Source organism: Agromyces sp. NPDC057865 (assembly GCF_042796995.1).
In the GTDB taxonomy this organism is placed as follows: domain Bacteria; phylum Actinomycetota; class Actinomycetes; order Actinomycetales; family Microbacteriaceae; genus Agromyces.
On record NZ_JBHVMJ010000003.1, the window covers coordinates 857,310 to 878,689 of the forward strand.

The 21,380-nt window shown below is 71.3% G+C and carries 20 protein-coding genes and 1 riboswitch; of the genes, 6 read left to right on the forward strand and 14 right to left on the reverse strand.

Annotation, left to right across the window (positions count from 1 at the left end; all coding sequences use genetic code 11):
* Positions 1–17: 17 nt before the first annotated feature.
* The 5 genes from ribH to ACFVN5_RS16925 all read right to left on the reverse strand — a co-directional run bounded on the left by ribH (position 18) and on the right by ACFVN5_RS16925 (position 4,755).
* A complete protein-coding gene (ribH, locus tag ACFVN5_RS16905) occupies positions 18–488 on the reverse strand; it encodes a 6,7-dimethyl-8-ribityllumazine synthase (protein WP_376956495.1) in 471 nt (156 codons plus the stop codon).
* Positions 485–1,783, reverse strand: a complete 1,299-nt coding sequence (gene ribA / locus ACFVN5_RS16910; protein ID WP_376956497.1) for a GTP cyclohydrolase II — start codon at positions 1,781–1,783, stop codon at positions 485–487. Before ribA ends, ribH begins: the two co-directional genes overlap by 4 nt.
* Positions 1,780–2,448, reverse strand: a complete 669-nt coding sequence (locus tag ACFVN5_RS16915; protein ID WP_376956499.1) for a riboflavin synthase — start codon at positions 2,446–2,448, stop codon at positions 1,780–1,782. Before ACFVN5_RS16915 ends, ribA begins: the two co-directional genes overlap by 4 nt.
* A 1-nt stretch (position 2,449) precedes the next feature.
* On the reverse strand, positions 2,450–3,490 hold the full coding sequence (gene ribD / locus ACFVN5_RS16920; protein ID WP_376956501.1) for a bifunctional diaminohydroxyphosphoribosylaminopyrimidine deaminase/5-amino-6-(5-phosphoribosylamino)uracil reductase RibD: 1,041 nt from the start codon (positions 3,488–3,490) through the stop codon (positions 2,450–2,452).
* A gap of 74 nt (positions 3,491–3,564) precedes the next feature.
* Positions 3,565–3,710: riboswitch (FMN riboswitch) on the reverse strand.
* Positions 3,711–3,771: 61 nt separating this feature from the next.
* Positions 3,772–4,755, reverse strand: coding sequence for a sugar-binding transcriptional regulator (locus tag ACFVN5_RS16925; RefSeq protein ID WP_376956503.1), 984 nt, complete (start codon positions 4,753–4,755; stop codon positions 3,772–3,774).
* 147 nt (positions 4,756–4,902) lie between these two features.
* Here ACFVN5_RS16925 and ACFVN5_RS16930 point away from each other — a divergent pair, with 147 nt between their 5' ends.
* From ACFVN5_RS16930 to glpK, 3 genes are all read left to right on the forward strand, one after another.
* A complete protein-coding gene (locus ACFVN5_RS16930) occupies positions 4,903–6,651 on the forward strand; it encodes a glycerol-3-phosphate dehydrogenase/oxidase (protein ID WP_376956505.1) in 1,749 nt (582 codons plus the stop codon).
* A 245-nt stretch (positions 6,652–6,896) separates the two neighbouring features.
* Entirely contained in the window at positions 6,897–7,670 is a 774-nt protein-coding gene (locus ACFVN5_RS16935) for an MIP/aquaporin family protein (protein ID WP_376956507.1), read from the forward strand.
* A gap of 80 nt (positions 7,671–7,750) precedes the next feature.
* The gene (gene glpK, locus ACFVN5_RS16940; protein ID WP_376956508.1) at positions 7,751–9,265 is read left to right on the forward strand and encodes a glycerol kinase GlpK; all 1,515 of its coding nucleotides are present in this window, start codon (positions 7,751–7,753) and stop codon (positions 9,263–9,265) included.
* A gap of 146 nt (positions 9,266–9,411) precedes the next feature.
* Here glpK and ACFVN5_RS16945 read toward each other — a convergent pair whose 3' ends face one another.
* From ACFVN5_RS16945 to sdhC, 9 genes are all read right to left on the reverse strand, one after another.
* Entirely contained in the window at positions 9,412–10,158 is a 747-nt protein-coding gene (locus ACFVN5_RS16945; RefSeq protein WP_376956510.1) for an HAD family hydrolase, read from the reverse strand.
* Entirely contained in the window at positions 10,155–10,736 is a 582-nt protein-coding gene (locus ACFVN5_RS16950) for a GNAT family N-acetyltransferase (RefSeq protein WP_376956512.1), read from the reverse strand. Before ACFVN5_RS16950 ends, ACFVN5_RS16945 begins: the two co-directional genes overlap by 4 nt.
* A 1-nt stretch (position 10,737) precedes the next feature.
* Positions 10,738–11,748, reverse strand: coding sequence for a tryptophan--tRNA ligase (gene trpS / locus ACFVN5_RS16955; protein ID WP_376956514.1), 1,011 nt, complete (start codon positions 11,746–11,748; stop codon positions 10,738–10,740).
* 28 nt (positions 11,749–11,776) lie between these two features.
* Positions 11,777–12,616 (reverse strand): exodeoxyribonuclease III, encoded by an 840-nt coding sequence (locus ACFVN5_RS16960; protein ID WP_376956516.1) that lies wholly within the window; start codon positions 12,614–12,616, stop codon positions 11,777–11,779.
* Positions 12,617–12,626: 10 nt separating this feature from the next.
* Positions 12,627–14,063 (reverse strand): YhjD/YihY/BrkB family envelope integrity protein, encoded by a 1,437-nt coding sequence (locus tag ACFVN5_RS16965; protein ID WP_376956518.1) that lies wholly within the window; start codon positions 14,061–14,063, stop codon positions 12,627–12,629.
* A gap of 99 nt (positions 14,064–14,162) precedes the next feature.
* Positions 14,163–14,924 (reverse strand): succinate dehydrogenase iron-sulfur subunit, encoded by a 762-nt coding sequence (locus tag ACFVN5_RS16970; RefSeq protein ID WP_148732026.1) that lies wholly within the window; start codon positions 14,922–14,924, stop codon positions 14,163–14,165.
* Position 14,925: 1 nt separating this feature from the next.
* The gene (sdhA, locus tag ACFVN5_RS16975) at positions 14,926–16,734 is read right to left on the reverse strand and encodes a succinate dehydrogenase flavoprotein subunit (RefSeq protein WP_376956521.1); all 1,809 of its coding nucleotides are present in this window, start codon (positions 16,732–16,734) and stop codon (positions 14,926–14,928) included.
* 7 nt (positions 16,735–16,741) lie between these two features.
* On the reverse strand, positions 16,742–17,188 hold the full coding sequence (locus tag ACFVN5_RS16980) for a succinate dehydrogenase hydrophobic membrane anchor subunit (protein ID WP_376956523.1): 447 nt from the start codon (positions 17,186–17,188) through the stop codon (positions 16,742–16,744).
* Positions 17,189–17,199: 11 nt separating this feature from the next.
* Positions 17,200–17,622, reverse strand: coding sequence for a succinate dehydrogenase, cytochrome b556 subunit (sdhC, locus tag ACFVN5_RS16985; RefSeq protein WP_376956525.1), 423 nt, complete (start codon positions 17,620–17,622; stop codon positions 17,200–17,202).
* Positions 17,623–17,802: 180 nt separating this feature from the next.
* Between sdhC and ACFVN5_RS16990 the strand changes: the two genes are divergently transcribed.
* The 3 genes from ACFVN5_RS16990 to ACFVN5_RS17000 all read left to right on the forward strand — a co-directional run bounded on the left by ACFVN5_RS16990 (position 17,803) and on the right by ACFVN5_RS17000 (position 21,349).
* Positions 17,803–18,927 (forward strand): mannose-1-phosphate guanylyltransferase, encoded by a 1,125-nt coding sequence (locus tag ACFVN5_RS16990; RefSeq protein ID WP_376956527.1) that lies wholly within the window; start codon positions 17,803–17,805, stop codon positions 18,925–18,927.
* 26 nt (positions 18,928–18,953) lie between these two features.
* Entirely contained in the window at positions 18,954–20,015 is a 1,062-nt protein-coding gene (locus ACFVN5_RS16995) for a BMP family protein (RefSeq protein WP_376956529.1), read from the forward strand.
* Between the two features lie 224 nt (positions 20,016–20,239).
* Positions 20,240–21,349, forward strand: a complete 1,110-nt coding sequence (locus ACFVN5_RS17000; RefSeq protein WP_376956531.1) for a BMP family protein — start codon at positions 20,240–20,242, stop codon at positions 21,347–21,349.
* The last annotated feature ends 31 nt before the right edge of the window (positions 21,350–21,380 follow it).

Here is a 21,380-nt window from a genome sequence, read left to right on the forward strand (position 1 = left end):
AAGGTCGGAGCCGCGGCTCAGGCCCAGACGGCGCGCAGCACGCGGGCGGTCGCGATCGCTGCCTCCGCCGCCTCGCGGCCCTTGTCCTCCTTCGAGCCGGGGAGCCCGGCGCGGTCGAGGCCCTGCTGCTCGTCGTCGAGCGTCAGCACGCCGAACCCGACCGGCTTGCCCGTGTCGATGGCGACGCGCGTGAGCCCGTCGGTCGCGGCCGACGAGACGTACTCGAAGTGCGGCGTGCCGCCGCGGATGATGACGCCCAGCGCCACCACCGCGTCGGCGCCCGCCTCGAGCGCGGCCTTCGCCACGACGGGCAGCTCGAAGCTGCCGGGCACGCGCACGAGCTCGTACGATGCTCCGGATGCCTCGAGCGTGCGCGTCGCGCCGGCGATCAGGCCGTCGGTGATCTCGTCGTGCCAGCTGCCGGCGACGACCACGACCGTGAGGCCGGTGCCGTCGACGTCGAGGGTGGGAGAGCCGTGACCGCTCATGATGCGTGTCCTTCCAGGAGGGCCTCAGCCGCGGCATCCGTCAGCTGCTGGTCGTCGATCGCGTGGCCCATGCGGCGACGCTTGGTGTCGAGGTACCCGGTGTTGACGGCGCCGACGCCGACCACGAGGGGGAGGCGCTCGGCCACGCGGATGCCGTGGGCCTCGAGCTGGCGCACCTTCTCGGGATTGTTCGTGAGCAGGCGCACGGTGTCGATGCCGAGGTCGGCGAGGATCGCCGTGGCGGCGCCGTAGTCGCGGGCGTCGATGGGGAGGCCGAGCGCGAGGTTCGCGTCGAGCGTGTCCAGGCCGTCCTCCTGCAGCCGGTAGGCGCGGAGCTTGTTGATGAGCCCGATGCCCCGGCCCTCGTGTCCGCGCAGGTAGACCACCACGCCGCCGCGCTCCTGGATCTCGCTGAGCGCCGTGTCGAGCTGCGGACCGCACTCGCACTTCAGCGAACCGAACGCCTCGCCCGTCAGGCACTCCGAGTGCACGCGCACCACAGCCCCTGCGTGGTCGTCCGCGGGATCGCCCGCGATGATCGCGACGTGGTCCGCGCCCGTCGAGCGGTCGCGGTAGGCGCGCACGGTGAAGACGCCGTGTTCGGTCGGCAGCGAGGTCTCCACCTCGAACTCGACGCGCGACGTCTCGGGCACCACGGCGGGCGCGCCCGTGAGGGCCTGGCCCGTGTGCCACTCGTCCATCCACTCGACGAGCGCCTCGACGGTCGTGACCGGCAGGCCGTCGCGGGCGCCGAGCTCGATGAGCCCGGGCAGTCGCATCATCTCGCCGTCGTCGGCGACGATCTCGCCGATGACGCCGACGGGGGAGAGGCCCGCGAGCAGCATGAGGTCGACGGCCGCCTCGGTGTGCCCCGCGCGCTCGCGCACGCCGCCGTCGACGGCGCGCAGCGGCAGGATGTGGCCGGGACGGATGAGGCGGTCGGGCGTCGACGCCGGGTCGGCCAGCACGCGGAGCGTGTGCGCGCGGTCGGCGGCGCTGATGCCCGTCGACGTGCGGTCGGCTGCGTCGACCGAGATCGTGTACGCCGTGCCGCGCACGTCCTGGTTGCGCTCGGTCATGAGCGGGAGCTCGAGCTTGTCGGCGATCGCGTTCGTCATGGGCGCGCAGAGGAAGCCGCTCGTGTGGCGCACCATCCACGCGATCCACTCCTGGGTCGCGAACTCGGCCGCCATGATGGCGTCGCCCTCGTTCTCGCGGGCCTCGTCGTCGGCGACGATGACGGGCTTGCCGGCGCGCAGCGCCTCGAGCACCTCGGGGATCGTGGCCAGGCTCATGCGAGACCTCCCGCCCCGGCGACGGCGGGCTCGGCGGCGAGCGACGACGGCAGCGAACGGTGCACGTCGAAGCGCAGCATCCGCTCGACGTGGCGGGCGAGGATGTCGGTCTCGATGTTGACGAGGTCGCCGACCTCGCGTGCGCCGAGGGTCGTGGCGGCGAGCGTCTCGGGGATGAGGGACACCTCGAACCACGAGCCCGACGGCTCGTCGCCGAGCGCGCTGACGGTGAGCGAGACGCCGTCGACGGCGATCGAGCCCTTGTCGACCACGAGGGGCGCGTGGGCGTCGTCGAGCGAGAAGCGGATGACGCGCCAGGCCTCGCCCGGGCGCACCTCGAGCACGCGGGCGGTGCCGTCGATGTGGCCTTGCACGATGTGGCCGCCGAGGCGGTCGCCCACCTGGGCGGCACGCTCGAGGTTGACGGCGAGGCCCTCGCGCACGCCGTCGAGCGTCGACATCGCGAGCGTCTGCGCCATCACGTCGGCCGTGAACGACGCGTCGTCGAAGTCGACGACCGTGAGGCACACGCCCGACACGGCGATCGAGTCGCCGTGCCGCACGCCCTGCACGGCGAGGGGTCCGCGCACGGTGAGGCGCGCCGCGTCGGCGCCGCGCTCGACGCGCGTGACGGTGCCGAGCTCCTCGATGATTCCGGTGAACATGTCAGTTCCCTTCGGTCGGTCTGGGGTGGGCGATGACCAGCAGGTCGTCGCCGAGCCGCTCGACGGCGGCGAGTTCGAGGCGGACGGCGTCGGCGACGGTCGCCACGCCGAGGTCGCCGAGTGCGAGTCGGGGTCCGCCGAGGAGGGCGGGCGCGAGGTAGACGAGCACCTCGTCGACGAGTCCGGCCGCGAGGAACGCGCTCGCGAGGGTCGGCCCGCCCTCGACGAAGAGCGAGCGGATGCCCCGGCGCTGCAGTTCGTGGAGGTCGGCGGCCAGGTCGGTGCCCTCGAGGAACATGGGTGCGTGCGGATGCCGCGATACGGCCGCCTCGGCGGGCACGGGCCGTCGCCCGAACACCACGGGCACCGGCTGGGCGTCGAAGAACTCGCCGCCGGGCGTGCGCGCGGTGAGCGCGGGATCGTCGGCGAAGACGGTGCCGGTGCCGACGGCGATGGCGTCGGCGGCGGCGCGGCGGCGGTGCACGTCGGCGCGGGCCGCGGGACCCGTGATCCACTGGCTCGTGCCGTCGGCGGCGGCCGCGCGGCCGTCGAGGGTCGATGCCCACTTCACGGTCACGTGCGGGCGACGGTGCCGAGCGGCGAAGAGCCAGTCGTCGAGCACAGCCTCGGCCTCGTCGGCCAGCACCCCGGCGGTGACCTCGACGCCGGCGGCGCGCAGTCGGTCTGCCCCGCCCGCCGAGTGGTCGCCGGGATCGGCGACGGTGTACACGACGCGGGCGATGCCGGCGTCGACGAGCGCCTCGGCGCAGGGCCCGGTGCGGCCCGTGTGGTTGCACGGCTCCAGCGTCACCACGGCGGTGGCGCCCTCGGCGGCGCCGGGCGCGAGCTTCGAGAGCGCGTCGACCTCGGCGTGCGCGGTGCCCGCGCCGCGGTGCCATCCCTCGGCGAGCACCTCGCCGTGCGCGGAGAGGATCACGCAGCCGACGCGGGGGTTCACGCCGGTGGCGGGGCCGCGCATGGCGAGCTCGAGCGCACGGCGCATCGCGGAGGCATCCGCCATGGTGTGCTCACCGGTGGTCATCTGGGTCCCGTCTTTCTCGGGCTCCGGGGATGCTCGGCGATGCCGCATATCGTCGACCACGCATGGCGCAGCCGACACGTGCCGCCTCCCATCCGGACTTTCACCGTCGGTACCGGAATTCCACCGGTTCAACCGCTCGCTCGAGGCCTCTCGACCCCGCGCTCGCGGCTCGCGGACTTTCACCGCCGGTTCGGACTTGCACCGACCCCGGAGCACGTTTCTCGTGTCGATTCTAGGTCAACGCGCCGACGCGCCGACTATTCCCCGACCCGGGGCGACGCTCAGGGCTCGACGAGCGCGCGAGCGGTGCCCTCGTCGACGATGAGGTCGGTGATGAGCCCCGCCGCGAGCGCGCCGCGCAGGCTCGGCAGCTTGGCCCGGCCCGACACCACGCAGATGCGTCGCGGCGCGCGACGGAGGATCGCGAAGTCGGGTCCGGTCGCACGGTCGTTCAACGCGATGCCCTCGCTCGTGCCGTCGGTGCGGTAGAACACCGTCGCCACGTCGCCGACCACGCCCTCGCGGCTCAGCGCCTCGTAGTCGGACCGCTCGAGGTAGCCGCCCTGGTAGACGTGGCTCGGCACCTCGGCGAACGGGGAGCCGACGCCGAAGATCGCCACGTCGAGCCGCGCCTGCAGGTCGAGGAGGCGGCGGGTGCTGCGCTCGCGCCAGAACGCGCGCTTCGTGTCCGGGTCGTCGAAGAACGCCGGCACGGGGAACTGCTGCACGCGCGCGCCGAACGCATCGCCGAACCGGCGCAGCAGCTCGCTCGCGTAGAGGATGCCGGTGGTGCGCAGGTTGCCGGCGCCGTTCAGCTGCACGATCTCGGTGTTGTGCGTCGCCTTCGGCACGAGGTGCCGGCTCATCGCCGACATCGTCGATCCCCACGCGACGCCGATCATCTGGTTCGAGTCGACGTACTGGCCGAGAATCCGTGCAGCCGACAGGGCCACCCGGTCGAGGCGGTCGACGTCGCTCGCGTGGTCGGGCACCGGGACGACGTGCGCGCGAACCTCGTGCCGCTCGAGGATCTCGTGCTCGATCCGGCTGGGGAGGTCGAGCGGGGAATGGATGGAGATCTCGACCAGGCCGCTGGCCCGGGCATGGCTCAACAGGCGCGAGATCGAGGATCGCGAGGTGTGCAGCTCCGACGCGATGGCGTCCATCGTGAGGTCCTGCATGTAGTACAGGTGGGCGGCCCGAAGGGCGTCGCGCGTCTTGCCCGAGACGGTCTCGGGTGCGTGCTGGTCGTTCTCGAGGTCCATGCGACTCCTTGCACATATGTGCACGCGGCTTGCAACTGCGTGCGAGCATGCTCACGATGTATTCATCCACACCGGCCCGCCCAGCGCAAGCCCGGCGATGCCGCGGATCCCGCATCGAGAATCGACCGCATCGAGAAGAGGACAGCGATGTCTGCGAACCCCACGACCACGTCTCGCCACGACCGCTCCGGGCGCCTGCGCCCCGAGGTCGCCGCGCTGCGCGCACGGCCCGCCGCCGACGTCGTCATCATCGGCGGCGGCATCAACGGCCTCGCCACCTTCCGGGACCTCGCGCTGCAGGGCGTCGACGTCGTGCTGGTCGAGCAGGCCGACTTCGTGTCGGGGGCGTCGTCGGCGTCGTCGCACATGATCCACGGCGGCATCCGCTACCTCGAGAACGGCGAGTTCCGGCTCGTGCAGGAGTCGGTGCAGGAGCGCAACGCGCTGATCCGGATCGCGCCGCACTACGTCAAGCCGCTCGAGACGACGGTGCCGATCTTCTCGACCTTCTCGGGCATCCTCTCGGCCCCGCTGCGGTTCCTCACGCACCGGCAGGGCAGGCCCACCGAGCGCGGGGCGGTGCTCATCAAGAGCGGCCTCACGATCTACGACGCGTTCTCGCGCGACGGCGGCTCGGTCCCGCGCCACCGGTTCCACGGGCGTCGGCGCTCGCTGGCCGACCTGCCCGCACTGAACCCCGACCTGAAGTACACCGCGACCTACTACGACGCGAGCATGCACGACCCCGAGCGCCTCGCACTCGACGTGCTGTTCGACGGCCTCGCCGCCGGGTCGCACGCCCGCGCGGTGAACCACGTCGCGGCCGTCGGGCTCGGCGCCGACGGCGTGCGCGTGCGCGACGGCCTCACCGGCGAGGACTTCGCGATCGCCGCCGACGTCGTCGTCAACGCGTCGGGACCCTGGACCGACCTCACGAACGCGGGACTCGGCCGGCCGACGACGTACATGGGCGGCACGAAGGGCTCGCACATCGTGCTCGACCACCCCGAGCTGCTCGCGGCGACCGGCGGACGCGAGATCTTCTTCGAGCACGAGGACGGGCGCATCGTGCTCATCTACCCGCTGAAGGGCCGCGTCATGGTCGGCACGACCGACCTCGAGCACGACATGCGAGAGCCCGCGGTGTGCACCGATGAGGAGGTCGACTACTTCTTCGAGCTCATCGCGCACGTTTTCCCAGGCATCGTGGTCGACCGGTCGCAGATCGTCTACCGCTTCTCGGGGGTCCGCCCGCTGCCTCGGCACGACGACACCCAGCCGGGCTTCGTGAGCCGCGACTACCGCATCGAGCGGGCCGAGGTCGCCGAGCGGCCGGGCACGATGCTGCTCAGCCTCGTCGGCGGCAAGTGGACGACGTTCCGCGCCCTGGCCGAGCACCTCTCCGACGAGGTGCTCGGGCTCCTCGGCCGCGAGCGGCTCCGGTCCACCGCGGGTCTCGCGATCGGCGGCGGCGCGGGCTTCCCGACCTCCGACGACGCGCGCCGCGTGTGGGTCGTGTCCCACGCCGACGAGGTCGGCCGCGAGCGCGCCGAGGTACTGCTCGATCGTTACGGCACGCGCGCCGCTGCGCTCCTCGACGAGGTGGACGGCGTCGAGGACGCCGCCCTCCGGCACCACGCCGGGTACACGCGCGGCGAGATCGGCTGGCTCGTGCGCACCGAGCGGGTCGCGCACCTGCTCGACCTCGTGCAGCGGCGCACCAGCATCGCATTCACCGGCACGCTCACCGCGCCCCTCCTCGAGGAGTTGGCGGACCTCGTCGCGGCCGAGCTCGGGTGGGACGCCGAGCGACGCGACGCCGAGGTCCGCGAGGCGCGACGCGTGCTCGCCGAGCGCCACGGGGTCGCGATCGCCGAGTCCTCGCTGGTCGAGTAGCGGGCCGCGCCGCCGCCGGCCCAGCGCGTCGCGCGCGGTGGCGCGGCGTCGCGTTCCAGCACGAATCTGCACGGATGTGCACCCCGAAACCCGCGTCAGCGGGCGTCTCGGGGGATACCGTTCATCGGGGCCACCGGCTGATCCAAGCCATCGGCGCCCGGTGATCATGCCGGGGCGAGCACGCTCGTCTCGGTCGCCACGGGCGCGCCGTTCGGCGCGCCCGCACTCCCTCAAGGAAGGTCAACGTGGACAATCTCGGAATCGTGTTCCTCTCGGAACTCGTCGGCACGGCCATGCTCGTGCTGCTCGGCTGCGGCGTCGTCGCCAACGTCGCGCTCGCGAAGAACAAGGGCCTCAACGGCGGGTTCCTCATGGTGAACTTCGGCTGGGGCCTCGCGGTGTTCGCCGGCGTCATCGTCGCGTACGCGTCGGGCGCCCACCTGAACCCCGCGGTCACCCTGGGTCTCGTCGCGAACGGCGCCACCGAGTTCGGCAACCCCGCCTTCGGCACGGGCGTGCCGGTGGACGTCGTCTCGGTGCTTACCTATATCGGCGCGCAGCTGCTCGGCGCCTTCCTCGGCGCCGTCGTCGCGTGGCTCGCGTACAAGCAGCACTTCGACGCGGAGCCCGAGCCCGCCAACAAGCTCGGCGTGTTCTCGACCGGCCCGGCCATCCGCTCGTACGGCTGGAACCTCGTCACCGAGATCATCGGCACCTTCGTGCTCGTCTTCGTCGTGATCGGCTTCGGGCGCCAGGGCGACGCCTCCGGCCTCGCCGCGCTCGGCGCTCTGCCCGTGGCGCTCCTCGTGGTCGGCATCGGCGCCTCCCTCGGCGGTCCGACCGGCTACGCGATCAACCCGGCCCGTGACCTCGGCCCGCGCATCGCCCACGCCATCCTCCCGATCAAGGGCAAGGGCGGCAGCGACTGGTCCTACTCGTGGGTGCCCGTCGTCGGCCCGATCATCGGCGGGCTGCTCGCCGGCTGGGTCGCGATCCCGCTCCTGCCGCTCCTCGGCTGAGTCGCGGCATCCGCCCACCCGACCCCACCCCACCCCACCCCACCGCATCACCCATTCACTGACAGCAACGGAGTTCTCAGATGGCTGACTACGTCCTCGCGATCGACCAGGGCACCACCTCGTCGCGCGCGATCATCTTCGACAAGGCCGGATCGATCGTCTCGACCGGACAGCTCGAGCACGAGCAGATCTTCCCCAAGGCCGGCTGGGTCGAGCACGACCCCGCCGAGATCTGGCGCAACACGGGGGAGGTCATCGGCCAGGCCCTCGGCAAGGCCAACCTGACCCGGCACGACATCGCCGCCGTGGGCATCACCAACCAGCGCGAGACCGCCGTCGTCTGGGACCGCACGACCGGCGAGCCCGTCTACAACGCGATCGTCTGGCAGGACACGCGCACGCAGGCCATCGTCGACCGGCTCGCGGTCGAGGGCGGCGTCGAGCGGTTCAAGGAGCAGGTCGGCCTGCCGCTGGCCACGTACTTCTCGGGCACGAAGATCGTGTGGATCCTCGAGAACGTGCCCGGAGCGCGCGAGAAGGCCGAGGCGGGCGACCTGCTGTTCGGCACGACCGACACCTGGGTGCTGTGGAACCTCACCGGCGGCGTCGACGGCGGTGTCCATGCGACGGATGTCACGAACGCGAGCCGCACGATGTTCATGGACCTCGAGACCCTCCAGTGGGACGACGAGATCCTCGCCGCGTTCGGCGTGCCGCGGTCGATGCTGCCCGAGATCAAGTCGTCGTCGGAGGTCTACGGTGTCGCGAACGAGCACTCGCTGCTGCGCGAGACGCCCATCGCCGGCATCCTCGGCGACCAGCAGGCCGCGACCTTCGGCCAGGCGGCGTTCGACGCGGGCGAGGCGAAGAACACCTACGGCACCGGCAACTTCCTCATCTTCAACACGGGCGAGGAGATCGTGCACTCGCGCAACGGGCTGCTCACGACGGTGGGCTACAAGCTCGGCGACCAGCCCGTGCACTACGCGCTCGAGGGCTCGATCGCCGTCACCGGGTCGCTGATCCAGTGGCTGCGCGACAACCTCGGCCTCATCTCGTCGGCCGCGGAGGTCGAGGACCTCGCGAAGGGCGTCGAGGACAACGGCGGCGCGTACTTCGTGCCGGCGTTCTCGGGCCTGTTCGCTCCGTACTGGCGGCCCGACGCGCGTGGCGCGCTCGTGGGCCTCACCCGCTACGTGAACAAGGGCCACATCGCGCGCGCCGCGCTCGAGGCCATCGCCTTCCAGACCCGCGACGTCGTGGAGGCGGTGAACGCCGACGCGGGCATCGACCTCTCGGAGCTGCGCGTCGACGGCGGCGCGACCGCCAACGACACCCTGCTGCAGTTCCAGGCCGACATCCTCGGCGTGCCGGTCGTCCGGCCGGTCGTCGCCGAGACGACGGCGCTCGGCGCCGCGTACGCGGCGGGCCTCGCGGTCGGCTTCTGGTCGGGGCTCGACGAGCTCCGCGCCAACTGGCAGGAGGACCGCCGGTGGGAGCCCGCCATGGAGTCGGGCGAGCGCGAGCGGCTCGACCGCAACTGGAAGAAGGCCGTGTCGAAGACCCTCGACTGGGTGGACGACGACGTCGACTGACGACGACGACGGCGACGTCGAATCGTCGTGGAGCCTCACCGCAGGTACGGTGGGATGACGGGCCGGGTGCATGGGGGTGCGCCCGGCCCGTTCTCCGTCTCGGCGGGACGGACGCGGGCGGTGAGCCGTCGGGCGTCAGGTCGTCGTCAGCCGGCGAGACGCGGCACGAGCAGGGGCGCGAGCTCGTCGAGTCCGCGCACCTCGAGCACGCCCGCGGCCTCCGCGTCGGCGGCGTCGGACGCGTCGGGCGTCGCACCCGTGCGGTTCACCCAGACGCCGATGAGCCCGGCGCGGGCGGCGCCGATGGCGTCGGTGCGGAGCCGGTCGCCGATGTACGCGGCGCCCGACACGGCCCCGGCCGTGCGGAACCGATCGACCGCCGCGTCGAAGATGGCCCGGTCGGGCTTCGTGACGCCGAGTTCGCCTGAGGCGATGACGTGCTCGACCCGACCGTGCAGCGCGAGCCGCACGATCTTGGCCGTCTGGAACTCGAGCTCGCCGTTCGTGACGATCCCGAACCGCACGCCCGGCAGGCCGGCCGCGAGGGCCTCGAACGCCGGGATCACGTCGTCATGCAGCGCCCACGAGTCGCGGTAGCGCTCGAAGTACTCGGCGAACCACGCGCTCGCGTCGACGTCGTCGAGCTCCTCGCCGAACTCGCGCGCGAAGGCCGCGGCCCGCGCCCGCCGCTGACCCTCGAAGCTCAGCGCACCGCCGAGGTACGCGTGGTAGTGCTCCTCCTCGAGCTCGTGCCACCGCCGCGCGGCGAGTGCTTCGTCGCCCTCGTAGGCGCGCTCGCGCATGTACCGCACGATCCCGGCGGCGACCGCCTCGCGATGCGCCATGAGCGTGTCGTCGAGGTCGAACAGGACGACGGGCGCACCGGCGGTCACGCGGCCTCGCCGAGGATGTCGTTCCAGCTCGCGAACGCCGCGGGATCGGCCGGCGCCGTGCGCACGGCGTGCCACGCCGGGAGGCGCCCCTGGCCGTCGCGGGTCGGCAGGGTGGGATCCTCGGCGTGCATGCGGAGGAAGCCGGCCGCGCGGGCGACCTTCGCCGACGCCACGTTGCCCTCGACCGCTCGCCAGCGCAGCGTGGTCGCGTGAGGGATACCGCCGCCGAGCGCCCACTCGACCACCGCGACCGCCGCCTCGCTCATGTAGCCGGCTCCGCGGTGCTCCGCGCCGATCCAGTAGCCGATCTCGTGCTCGCCCGACCGCACGCTGATGACGCCGAGGAGCTGGCTGCCGTGGGCGAGCCGCAGCGCCCACGTGAGCTCGGCGCCCGTCGCCCAGGACTCGGGCACGTGCACGCCGAGGAACGCCTCGGCATCGGCGCGACGGTAGGGCCATGGCGTGGTCAGGTACTGCTCGAACAGCGGGTCCTGGCAGTACCGGGCCACCGCCTCCGCGTCGTACGGCATCGGCTCGTCGAGCACGAGCCGTCGCGTGCGGAGGACGACCGGGCGCACGTCAGCCCCGGCGCACGAAGCCGACGCGGTCGTAGACCGTGCGCAGCATCCGCTCGGCCCGCTCGCTCGCCCGCTCGGCGCCGATCGCGAGCAGGCGGTCGAGCTCGGCCGGGTCTTCGAGGAGCTCGAGCGTGCGCGTGCGGATGGGCGCGAGCGCCTCGACCACGGCATCGGCGACGTCCTTCTTGAAGTCGCCGTAGCCGCGGCCGTCGTACTCCGCCTCGAGCTCGGGGATCGGCCGGCCGGTGGTCGCCGCGAGGATGTCGAGGAGGTTCGAGATGCCGGGCTTCCCGCTCGGGTCGTAGCGCACCTCGCGACCCGTGTCGGTGACCGCGCTGCGGAACTTCTTCGCGGTGACGGCGGGGTCGTCCATGACCTTCACGAGGCCGGCCTCGGACTGCGCCGACTTCGACATCTTGGCGGTCGGCTCCTGCAGGTCGTAGATGCGCGCCGACTCCTTGGGGATGAGCGCCTCGGGCACGACGAACGTCTCGCCGAACCGGGAGTTGAAGCGGCCGGCGAGGTCGCGCGTGAGCTCGAGGTGCTGGCGCTGGTCGTCGCCGACGGGCACGAGCTGCGTGTCGTAGAGCAGGATGTCGGCCGCCATGAGCACCGGGTACGTGAACAGGCCGACCGTCGTGGCATCCGTGCCCTGCTTGGCCGACTTGTCCTTGAACTGCGTCATGCGGCTGGCCTCGCCGAAGCCCGTGAGCGTGCCGAGCACCCAGGCGAGCTCGGCGTGCGCCGGCACGTGCGACTGCACGAAGAGCGTCGAGCGCTCGAGGTCGACGCCCGCGGCGAGGTACTGGGCGGCGGTGCGCCGGGTGGCGTCGCGCAGGGCGGCCGGCTCCTGCGGCACGGTGATGGCGTGCAGGTCGACCACGCAGTAGATGGGGTCGTGGTCGTCTTGGAGCGCGACCCAGTTGACGAGCGCGCCGAGGTAGTTGCCGAGGTGGAGCGAGTCGCTCGACGGCTGCATGCCGGAGAAGACGACGGGACGGGAGTCGTTCATGCGGTGGGAGTCCTTGTCAGCGGTGGGGTCAGATGGCGTAGTCGACGACGACGGGAGCGTGGTCGGACCATCGGGTGTCGTACGTGTCGGCGCGATCGATCGCGTAGGCGACCGCGGCGTCGGCGAGTGCGGGGGTCGCGAGCTGGTAGTCGATGCGCCAGCCCGTGTCGTTGTCGAACGCCTTGCCGCGCCACGACCACCAGGAGTAGGGGCCGTCGACCTCGCCGGCGAAGCGGCGGCCGAGGTCGACCCAGCCGAGCCCGGCGCCGCGGTTGTAGTCGTCGGCGTCTTCGGCGCCGACGAACCGGTCGAAGTACGCGCGCTCGTCGGGGAGGAAGCCGGCCCGCTTGACGTTGCCCTTCCAGTTGCGGATGTCGAGCGTGCGGTGACCGACGTTGAGGTCGCCGACGACGACCGCGAGCTCGGACTGCGCGGCGAGCTGCGGCAGCCGCGCCTCCATGGCGTCGAGGAACCGGTACTTCTCGACCTGCTTGGGGGTGTCGGCCTCGCCCGAGTGCACGTAGGCGCTCACGACGGTGACGACGCGGTCGCCCACCTCGTAGTCGGCCTCGAGCCAGCGGCCCGCGCTGTCGAAGTCGGGCGCACCGAGCTCGACGCGGTGGATGCTCGCGCGGTTGCGGCTCGCGATCGCGACGCCGGCGCGGCCCTTCGCGGTGGCCGGGTCGTGCAGGATGTCCCATTCGTCGCCGAGGAGGGCCTGCACGTCTTCGGTGGAGGCGCGCACCTCCTGCATCGCGAGGATGTCGACGTCGCGTTCGGCGAGCCATTCGCCCATGCCGCGGCGGTATGCGGCCCGGATCCCGTTGACGTTGGCGCTGACGACACGGAGCGGTTTCGCGGGGGGCATGCCTTCGATCCTAGGGGAGCCCCCCGACAGTCTTCTTCGCCGGGCGGGGGCCGATCGCGGCCTCCGCACCGGCGAGATCCGCCTGCGCCCTCGAGAGGCGGCGCCGCGCCGGAATCCGCTCGTACCAGCTCGCATCCGCGAGGGCGGCCTCCGCCTCGCGGACCCTCACGCGCGCCGCGGTGACGAGGGCGTCCTCCTCGCGCGCCTTCCTCTCGGCGGCCAACTCCTCGGGCGTCACGATCCGCAGTGTCTCGTGGGCGTCGAAGGCCTCGACGGCGATCCACGCGGCGGCCACGAGGATGATGATGCTGATGACGCGGAACCAGAGCAGCAGTCCGATGAAGACGGCGAACGTGGCGAGCAGCGGGTTCTTGGTCGCCCCGGCGACGACGAGGCCGCTCAGCAGCTGCAGCACGGTGAGCGCGGCCGAGCCGAGCAGCGACCCGACCCACATGCGCCGCCACGGCATCGCGGCCGCCGACAGGAACCGGAAGAGCACCGCCAGTGCGAGCGTGTCGATGACGAACACCACGACGGTGGAACCGCCCTGGACGAGGGCCTCCGACCAGCCGGAATCCGGGGGCAGCCCCATGACGCCGGTCAGCCAGCCGAAGAACGAGGTCGCGGCCACCGACAGCACCGTCGCGACGATCAGCATCGTGCCGAAGGCCAGGCCGACGAGGAAGTCCTTCGTCTTCAGGAGCACGTAGGCGCTCGTGTCCTTCGGGAGCCCGAAGATGCTCCGCACGGCGAGCCGCGAGTAGGTGATCCAGTCGATGGCGGTCCAGATGAGGCCGACGAGCGCGACGGCGCCCGTCAGCCCGAAGAGGCTGGTGCTCGAGGTCGCGATCGTGGTGAGGTCGTCGGTCGAGATGATGCCGTTCTCGCCGACGAGGCCGGGGGCGTAGGTGTTCAGCAGGGTGATGAACGCATCGAGGGTCTCGGGGTTGCTCGTCAGCCAGATGCCGGCGACGGCGAACACGACGTAGACCGCCGCGAAGATCGCGAACAGCGCCTGGTAGCTCATGCCCGCCGAGAGGAGGAACCCGTTCCGCGCGAGGAACAGCCGCCAGACGCGCACGGGGAAGAGCGCCATCGTCTTCTGGGTGAGGTTCGTGACGGTGCTGATCTGCGGCTCGAACCGCTGGCGGGTCTGCTCGCCGAACTCCTCGAAGCGGCCTTTGGTGCCGGGCTCCGGACCGCCCGCGACCGGGGGCGTCGAGGACGCAGCGGCGGGCACGCCGTTCGGGGACTCGGCGGTCGCACGTGCAGCGGGCGCCGGTGCGCCCTTCGCGGGTGCACCCTTGGCCGGTGCACCCTTGGCCGGTGCGCCGTTCCCGGATGCGCCGTTCGCGGGCGCGGCGGCATCCGTCGCGCCGCTCGCCTTCGCGGCATCCGACCCGCGGCGTCGGCTTCGACCACGGCCGGCGGGGGTGGGCTCGCTCACGCTCCTCAGCGTAGCGATCAGGTGCGCCGGATGCCGGGACCATGCGCGAGGGGCCGGTGCGATCCGCACCGGCCCCTCGTCGTCAGCCGACGGCTCGCGTCAGGGCTTGCCGCGCATGATCGCCTGCTTCACCTCGGCGATCGCCTTCGTCACCTCGATGCCGCGGGGGCACGCGTCGGTGCAGTTGAAGGTCGTGCGGCAGCGCCAGACGCCCTCCTTGTCATTGAGGATGTCGAGGCGCACGGATGCCGCGTCGTCGCGCGAGTCGAAGATGAACCGGTGCGCGTTGACGATCGCCGCGGGGCCGAAGTACTGGCCGTCGGTCCAGAACACGGGGCACGACGAGGTGCACGCCGCGCAGAGGATGCACTTCGTGGTGTCGTCGAAGATCTCGCGCTTGGCGATCGACTGGATGCGCTCCTTGCCCGGCTCGGGCTTCGAGTTCGCGATGAGGAACGGCTGCACCTCGCGGTAGCTCGCGAAGAACGGCTCCATGTCGACGACGAGGTCCTTCTCGAGCGGGAGGCCCTTGATCGCCTCGACGTAGATCGGCTTCGAGATGTCGAGGTCCTTGATCAGCGTCTTGCAGGCGAGGCGGTTGCGTCCGTTGATGCGCATGGCGTCGGAGCCGCAGATGCCGTGCGCGCACGAGCGGCGGAACGTCAACGAGCCGTCCTGCTCCCACTTGATCTTGTGCAGGGCGTCGAGCACGCGGTCGGTCGCGTACATCTCGACGTCGAAGTCCTGCCAACGCGGCTCCGTGTCGACGTCGGGGTCGAAGCGGCGGATCAGGAACGTGACCGTGAACGACTGCACGGGCGCGCTCGCGGCCGGCGGGTTCTCGAGCGTTGCGGTGCTCACGTCAGTACTTCCTCTCCATCGGCTGGTAGCGCGTGACCGTCACCGGTTTCCAGTCGAGCCGGATGTGGTCCTCGGCGTGCGACGAGTGGGCGTCGCCGGTCAGGTACGCCATCGTGTGCTGCATGTACTTCTCGTCGTCGCGGTTCGGGAAGTCGTCGCGCATGTGGCCGCCGCGGCTCTCCTCGCGGTTCCGCGCGGAGTGCACGACGACCTCGGCGAGGTCGAGCAGGAACCCGAGCTCGACGGCCTCGAGCAGGTCGGTGTTGAACCGGCGGCCCTTGTCCTGCACCGCGATGTGCTTGTAGCGCTCGCGCAGCGAGGCGATGACGGATGCCACGTGGGCGAGCGACTCGTCGGTGCGGAACACCTGGGCGCCCTTGTCCATCTCGTCCTGCAGCTCCTTGCGGATCGCGGCGATCCGCTCGGTGCCGTTCGAGTCGCGCAGCAGCTGGAGCAGGTCGCGGACACCGGCGGCCGGGTCGGCGGGCAGCGGCGTGAAGTCGACCGTCTTCACGTACTCGACCGCGTTGCGGCCGGCGCGCTTGCCGAAGACGTTGATGTCGAGCAGCGAGTTGGTGCCGAGGCGGTTCGAGCCGTGCACCGAGACGCACGCGCACTCGCCGGCGGCGTAGAGGCCGGGCACGACGGTCGTGTTGTCGCGCAGCACCTCGGCCGCCACGTTGGTCGGGATGCCGCCCATCGCGTAGTGGGCGGTCGGCATGACCGGCACGGGCTCGTAGACCGGGTCGACGCCGAGGTAGGTGCGGGCGAACTCGGTGATGTCGGGGAGCTTCGTCTCGAGCACCTCGGCGCCGAGGTGCGTGCAGTCGAGCAGCACGTAGTCCTTGTGCGGGCCGGCGCCGCGGCCCTCGGCCACCTCCTGCACCATGCAGCGGGCGACGATGTCGCGCGGCGCGAGGTCCTTGATGGTGGGGGCGTAGCGCTCCATGAACCGCTCGCCCGAGGCGTTGCGCAGGATCGCGCCCTCGCCGCGGGCGCCCTCGGTGAGGAGGATGCCGAGGCCGGCGAGGCCCGTCGGGTGGAACTGGAAGAACTCCATGTCCTCGAGCGGCAGGCCCTTGCGCCAGATGATGCCGACGCCGTCGCCCGTGAGCGTGTGCGCGTTCGAGGTGGTCTTGTAGATCTTGCCGAAGCCGCCCGTGGCGAAGATGACGGCCTTCGCCTGGAAGACGTGGAGCTCGCCGGTGGCGAGCTCGTAGGCCACGACGCCCGACGGCTGCTGGACGCCGTCGACCTCGGTCATCACGAGGTCGAGGGCGTAGTACTCGTTGTAGAACTCGATGCCGAGCCGGACGCAGTTCTGGAACAGCGTCTGCAGGATCATGTGGCCGGTGCGGTCGGCCGCGTAGCAGGCGCGTCGCACGGGCGCCTTGCCATGGTCGCGCGTGTGGCCGCCGAAGCGGCGCTGGTCGATCTTGCCCTCGGGCGTGCGGTTGAACGGGAGGCCCATGTTCTCGAGGTCGATGACCGCGTCGATGGCCTCCTTCGCGAGGATCTCGGCCGCGTCCTGGTCGACGAGGTAGTCGCCGCCCTTGACGGTGTCGAAGGTGTGCCACTCCCAGCTGTCCTCCTCGACGTTCGCGAGCGCGGCGGCCATGCCGCCCTGCGCGGCGCCCGTGTGCGAGCGGGTCGGGTACAGCTTCGAGATGACCGCGGTGCGCGCACCCGGCCCGGCCTCGATCGCCGCCCGCATGCCCGCGCCGCCGGCGCCGACGATCACGATGTCGTACTGGTGGTAGTGGACGCCGTCGACGACCTTCGTCTCGACGTGGGCGCTCTCGGGATTCACAGGTCTCCTAGGCCGCGGGGCAGAACGAGGGGAGCAGGTCGGCGGGGGCGCCGGCGGGGCACGGGTCGAACGTGAACACCACGAGGGTGCCGAGCACGATCAGCACGGCCGCGGCCGCGAACAGCGCGATCTTCAGGAGCCGCTGGATGGTGCCGGGGCTCGTATAGTCGTTCACGATCGTGCGCATGCCGTTGGCGCCGTGGATGAGGGCGAGCCAGAGCATGAGCACGTCCCACCACTGCCAGAACGGGTCGGCCCACTTGCCGGCGACGAAGCCGAAGTCGATGGCCTTGACGCCCTCGCCCACCATCAGGTTGGTGAACAGGTGGCCGAAGATGAGCACGAGCAGGACGACGCCCGACGCGCGCATGTAGATCCAGCCCCACTTCTCCCAGTTGACGCCGCGCCTGCGGGCCGGGCGCGCGGGGCTGCGGGGTGCTTCGATGGCAGTCATGTCGCGGCCTCTCAGTGGCTGAAGACGTTCATCAGGTGACGGGGCACGAACGCGAGCATGGTGACCACCCAGAGGGCGATGACCACGTAGAAGAGCACGCGCTGGTGGCGGGTCGCCCACGCCCAGAAGTCGACGAGGATGATGCGCAGGCCGTTGAAGGCGTGGAACACGATGGCGCCGACGAGGGCGACCTCGCCGAGGCCCATGATCGGCGTCTGGTACGTGCCGATCACCGCGTTGTAGGCCTCGGGGCTGACGCGCACGAGCGAGGTGTCGAGCACGTGCACCAGGAGGAAGAAGAAGATCGCGACACCGGTGATGCGGTGCAGCACCCATGACCACATGCCCTCGCGGCCGCGATAGAGCGTGCCGCCCGGCCGCTGCTTGGCCGGCTTCTCGGGTGCGGTCAGGGTTCCTGCCGAGGTCTCTGGCATGAACAACCCTCCCTGGCTGTGTGATTCGCCCTTGACGAGAGGGCACGACGGGCGCTCGGCCCGCATGCGAGTCTAGTCCCGCGCCGGAGGTGGTGCCGGTTAGGGCTGCCTAACCCCGGTGGCGGGCAGAGCGAGCGATCACGCGGATGCCACGGAGGCCGTCCCGGTATCCTCGATCGCATGTCGACACCATCCCTGCCCCTCGAGGGCTTCTACAGCGTGATCCCCGCAGGGGGCGTCGGCTCACGGCTGTGGCCGCTGTCCCGGGCGGACGCGCCGAAGTTCCTGCACGACCTCACGGGGTCGGGCCAGACCCTCCTGAAGGACACGTGGGACCGGCTCGCGCCCCTCTCGGGCGAGCAGCGGATCATGGTCGTGACGGGCCGCGCGCACCGCGCGGCGGTCGAGGCGCAGCTGCCCGCGCTCGCCGACGAGAACATCGTGCTCGAGAGCGAGCCGCGCGACTCCACCGCGGCCATCGGCCTCGCCGCCGCCATCCTCGAGCGCCGCGAGCCCGGCGTCGTGATCGGCTCGTTCGCGGCCGACCACGTGATCTCGGGCGACGCGCTCTTCCGCTCGGCGGTCGCCGACGCGGTCGCCGCGGCCCGCGCCGGGTACATCGCCACGATCGGCATCACCCCGACCGAGCCCGCGGTCGGCTTCGGCTACATCGAGTGCGGGGGCCAGGTCGAGGTGCCGGGCGCCGACCGCGTCGAGGCCGTGTCGAACTTCGTCGAGAAGCCCGACCTCGAGACGGCCAAGCGCTACCTCGAGGGCGGCGACCACCTCTGGAACGCCGGGATGTTCATCACGAAGGCGTCGACGCTGCTCGAGGAGCTCGCCCGCACGAAGCCCGAGCTGCACGCCGGGCTCGTCGAGCTCGCCGAGGCGTGGGACGACCCCGAGACGCGCGGACCCGCGGTCGACCGGATCTGGCCCACGCTCGAGAAGATCGCAATCGACTACTCGGTCGCCGAGCCCGCCGCCGCGGCCGGTCGGCTCGCGGTCATCCGCGGGCACTTCCAGTGGGACGACGTCGGCGACTTCGCATCGCTCGCGAAGCTCAACACGGCCGGCCGCTCGGGGGAGCTGGCGATCCTCGGCGAGAACGCCCGCGTGCTCGCGGACGCGTCGAGCGGCATCGTCGTGAGCCGCGCGAAGCGGGTCATCAGCCTGATCGGCGTGCACGATATCGTCGTCGTGGACACGCCCGACGCGCTCCTCGTCACGACGAGCGAGCACGCGCAGCGGGTCAAGGCGGTCGTCGACGCCCTCCGGCTCGGCGGGTCGAGCGACGTGCTGTAGGGGCACTCGAGAGAACGGGGCAGCGGATGTCTGTGCGTCGGTGGTTCGGCTTCGGAGCGGCGCTCGTCGCGGCATCCGTCACCCTCGTGGCCTGCGCGCCCGCGCCCGAGTCGGGCGGCACGGATGCCGCGGGCACCGACTGCGTGCGCATGGTCACGAACTCGGGCGGCCTCGAGGACCGCTCCTTCAACCAGTCGAGCTGGGAGGGCCTGCTGCAGGCGGAGGACGAGCTCGGCGTCGACGCCGAGGCCATCGTCTCCACCGGCGAGACCGACCTGGCGCCGAACGTGCAGCAGGCCGTCGACTCCGGCTGCGGCCTCATCGTCACGGTCGGCTTCGAGCTCGCCGAGGCGACGCTCGAGCAGGCGAAGGCCAACCCCGACCTCGCGTTCGCGATCGTCGACGAGACCGTCGAGGCCGACAACGTGAAGCCGGTGGTCTTCGACACGGCGCAGGCGTCGTTCCTGGCCGGCTACCTCGCGGCGGGCGTCTCGAAGACGGGCGTCGTTGCCACGTTCGGCGGCGGCAACCAGCCGCCCGTGACCCTCTTCATGGACGGCTTCGTCGACGGCGTCGCGAAGTACAACGAGGTGCACGGCACGCAGGTGCGCGCGCTCGGCTGGGACAAGGGCAAGCAGGACGGCGCGTTCACCGGCGACTTCGAGGACATCAACAAGGGCAAGGCGCTCACCGAGGGCTTCATCGACCAGGGCGCCGACGTCATCCTGCCGGTCGCCGGACAGGTCGGCGAGGGCGCCGCGTCGGCGGCGCGCGAGCGCGGCGGCGTCTCGGTGATCTGGGTCGACAGCGACGGCTACGAGACGCTCGCGCCCGAGTTCCGGCCCATCGTCCTCACGAGTGTGCTGAAGAACACCCAGGACGCGATGGTCGAGATCGTCGGCGACGTGCAGGACGGCAGGTTCACGAACGAGCCGTACATCGGGACGCTCGAGAACGGCGGCGTGGAGATCGCGCCGTACCACGACCTCGCGACGCTCGTCTCGCCCGAGCTCGACGGCGAGATCGAGGGGCTGCGCCAGGCGATCATCGCCGGAGAGCTGGTCGTGGACTCGCCGAGCCGGCCCTGAGCGCGGCGCCCCGGGAAGGCGGGCGAACCTCCGCCTGATCACTGGGGAATGCGCATCCCCGTCCCCCGAGCGGGGGCCGACCGGTCTGCTCATATGAGCAGAATGTCGCGGCTTGATAACCATTGCATGTCACCTGCCGCCCGACCCTGAGCGTCGACCGCAACATTCGGTAACGTGACTCCACGAGTCCCGCGACGGTCGGGGCGCAGTCTTTGGAGGACACAGTGAAGGTCACGACCAGGAAGGCCGCGCTCGGCGGTCTTGCCATGTTCGGCGCAGCCGTGCTGCTCGCCGGTTGCGGTTCCGCGCCCGAGGATTCGGGCAGCACCGACGGGGGAGAGGCGGCCAGCGACTTCCTCCCCTGCATGGTCTCCGACGCAGGCGGCTTCGACGACAAGTCCTTCAACCAGCTCGGCTTCGAGGGCCTGACGGCCGCCGCCGACGAGCTCGGCGTGGAGCCGGTCACCGTGCAGTCCGACGCGGAGACCGACTACGCGCCCAACCTGACGAACCTCGTCGACCAGGGCTGCAACCTCATCGTCACCGTCGGCTTCGCGCTGGCGTCGGCGGCGGGCGAGTCGGCGGAGGCCAACCCCGACATCGAGTACGTCTCGATCGACGACACGGTCGACCTCGACTTCGACGGCCAGACCGACTTCGACAACATCAAGCCGATCATCTTCGACACGGCCCAGGCGGCGTTCCTCGCCGGCTACGCGGCCGCCGACTACTCGAAGACCGGCATCGTGGGCACCTTCGGCGGCATGAACTTCCCGACGGTCTCCATCTTCATGGACGGCTTCGCCCAGGGCGTCGAGTACCACAACCAGGAGAAGGGCACGAACGTGCAGGTCCTCGGTTGGGACCGAGCCGCGCAGGACGGCCTCTTCACCGGTGGCTTCGAGGCGAACGACACCGCGCGCAACACCGCGCAGGGCCTCATCGACCAGAACGTCGACGTGCTGCTGCCCGTCGGCGGCCCGATCTACCAGTCGGCCGCCGCGGCCATCCGCGACTCCGGCCGTGAGATCGCGATGATCGGCGTCGACGCCGACTTCACCCAGACCGACCCGTCGGTCGCCGACCTCATGCTCACCTCGATCCTCAAGGGCATCGACGTCGGCACCAAGGAGGCCGTGCTCGCAGCGGGCAACGGCGAGTTCGACAACACCCCGTTCATCGGCACGCTCGAGAACGAGGGCGTCGGCATCGCGCCGTTCCACGACTTCGAGTCGAAGGTCTCGTCCTCGCTCCAGGGCGAGCTCGACGACCTGAAGGCCGCGATCATCGCGGGCGACATCAAGGTCGAGTCCTACCTCTCAGCCTCCGAGTAAGGACGCACGCTCTGATCGGGGAGGTCGGCAT

Coding starts and splice junctions, on each gene's coding strand:
- ribH (WP_376956495.1), bottom strand. CDS start 488: ATGAGCGGTCACGGCTCTCCCACCCTCGACGTCGACGGCACCGGCCTC.
- ribA (WP_376956497.1), bottom strand. CDS start 1,783: ATGAGCCTGGCCACGATCCCCGAGGTGCTCGAGGCGCTGCGCGCCGGC.
- ACFVN5_RS16915 (WP_376956499.1), bottom strand. CDS start 2,448: ATGTTCACCGGAATCATCGAGGAGCTCGGCACCGTCACGCGCGTCGAG.
- ribD (WP_376956501.1), bottom strand. CDS start 3,490: ATGACCACCGGTGAGCACACCATGGCGGATGCCTCCGCGATGCGCCGT.
- ACFVN5_RS16925 (WP_376956503.1), bottom strand. CDS start 4,755: ATGGACCTCGAGAACGACCAGCACGCACCCGAGACCGTCTCGGGCAAG.
- ACFVN5_RS16930 (WP_376956505.1), top strand. CDS start 4,903: ATGTCTGCGAACCCCACGACCACGTCTCGCCACGACCGCTCCGGGCGC.
- glpK (WP_376956508.1), top strand. CDS start 7,751: ATGGCTGACTACGTCCTCGCGATCGACCAGGGCACCACCTCGTCGCGC.
- trpS (WP_376956514.1), bottom strand. CDS start 11,748: ATGAACGACTCCCGTCCCGTCGTCTTCTCCGGCATGCAGCCGTCGAGC.
- ACFVN5_RS16960 (WP_376956516.1), bottom strand. CDS start 12,616: ATGCCCCCCGCGAAACCGCTCCGTGTCGTCAGCGCCAACGTCAACGGG.
- ACFVN5_RS16980 (WP_376956523.1), bottom strand. CDS start 17,188: ATGACTGCCATCGAAGCACCCCGCAGCCCCGCGCGCCCGGCCCGCAGG.
- sdhC (WP_376956525.1), bottom strand. CDS start 17,622: ATGCCAGAGACCTCGGCAGGAACCCTGACCGCACCCGAGAAGCCGGCC.
- ACFVN5_RS16990 (WP_376956527.1), top strand. CDS start 17,803: ATGTCGACACCATCCCTGCCCCTCGAGGGCTTCTACAGCGTGATCCCC.
- ACFVN5_RS16995 (WP_376956529.1), top strand. CDS start 18,954: ATGTCTGTGCGTCGGTGGTTCGGCTTCGGAGCGGCGCTCGTCGCGGCA.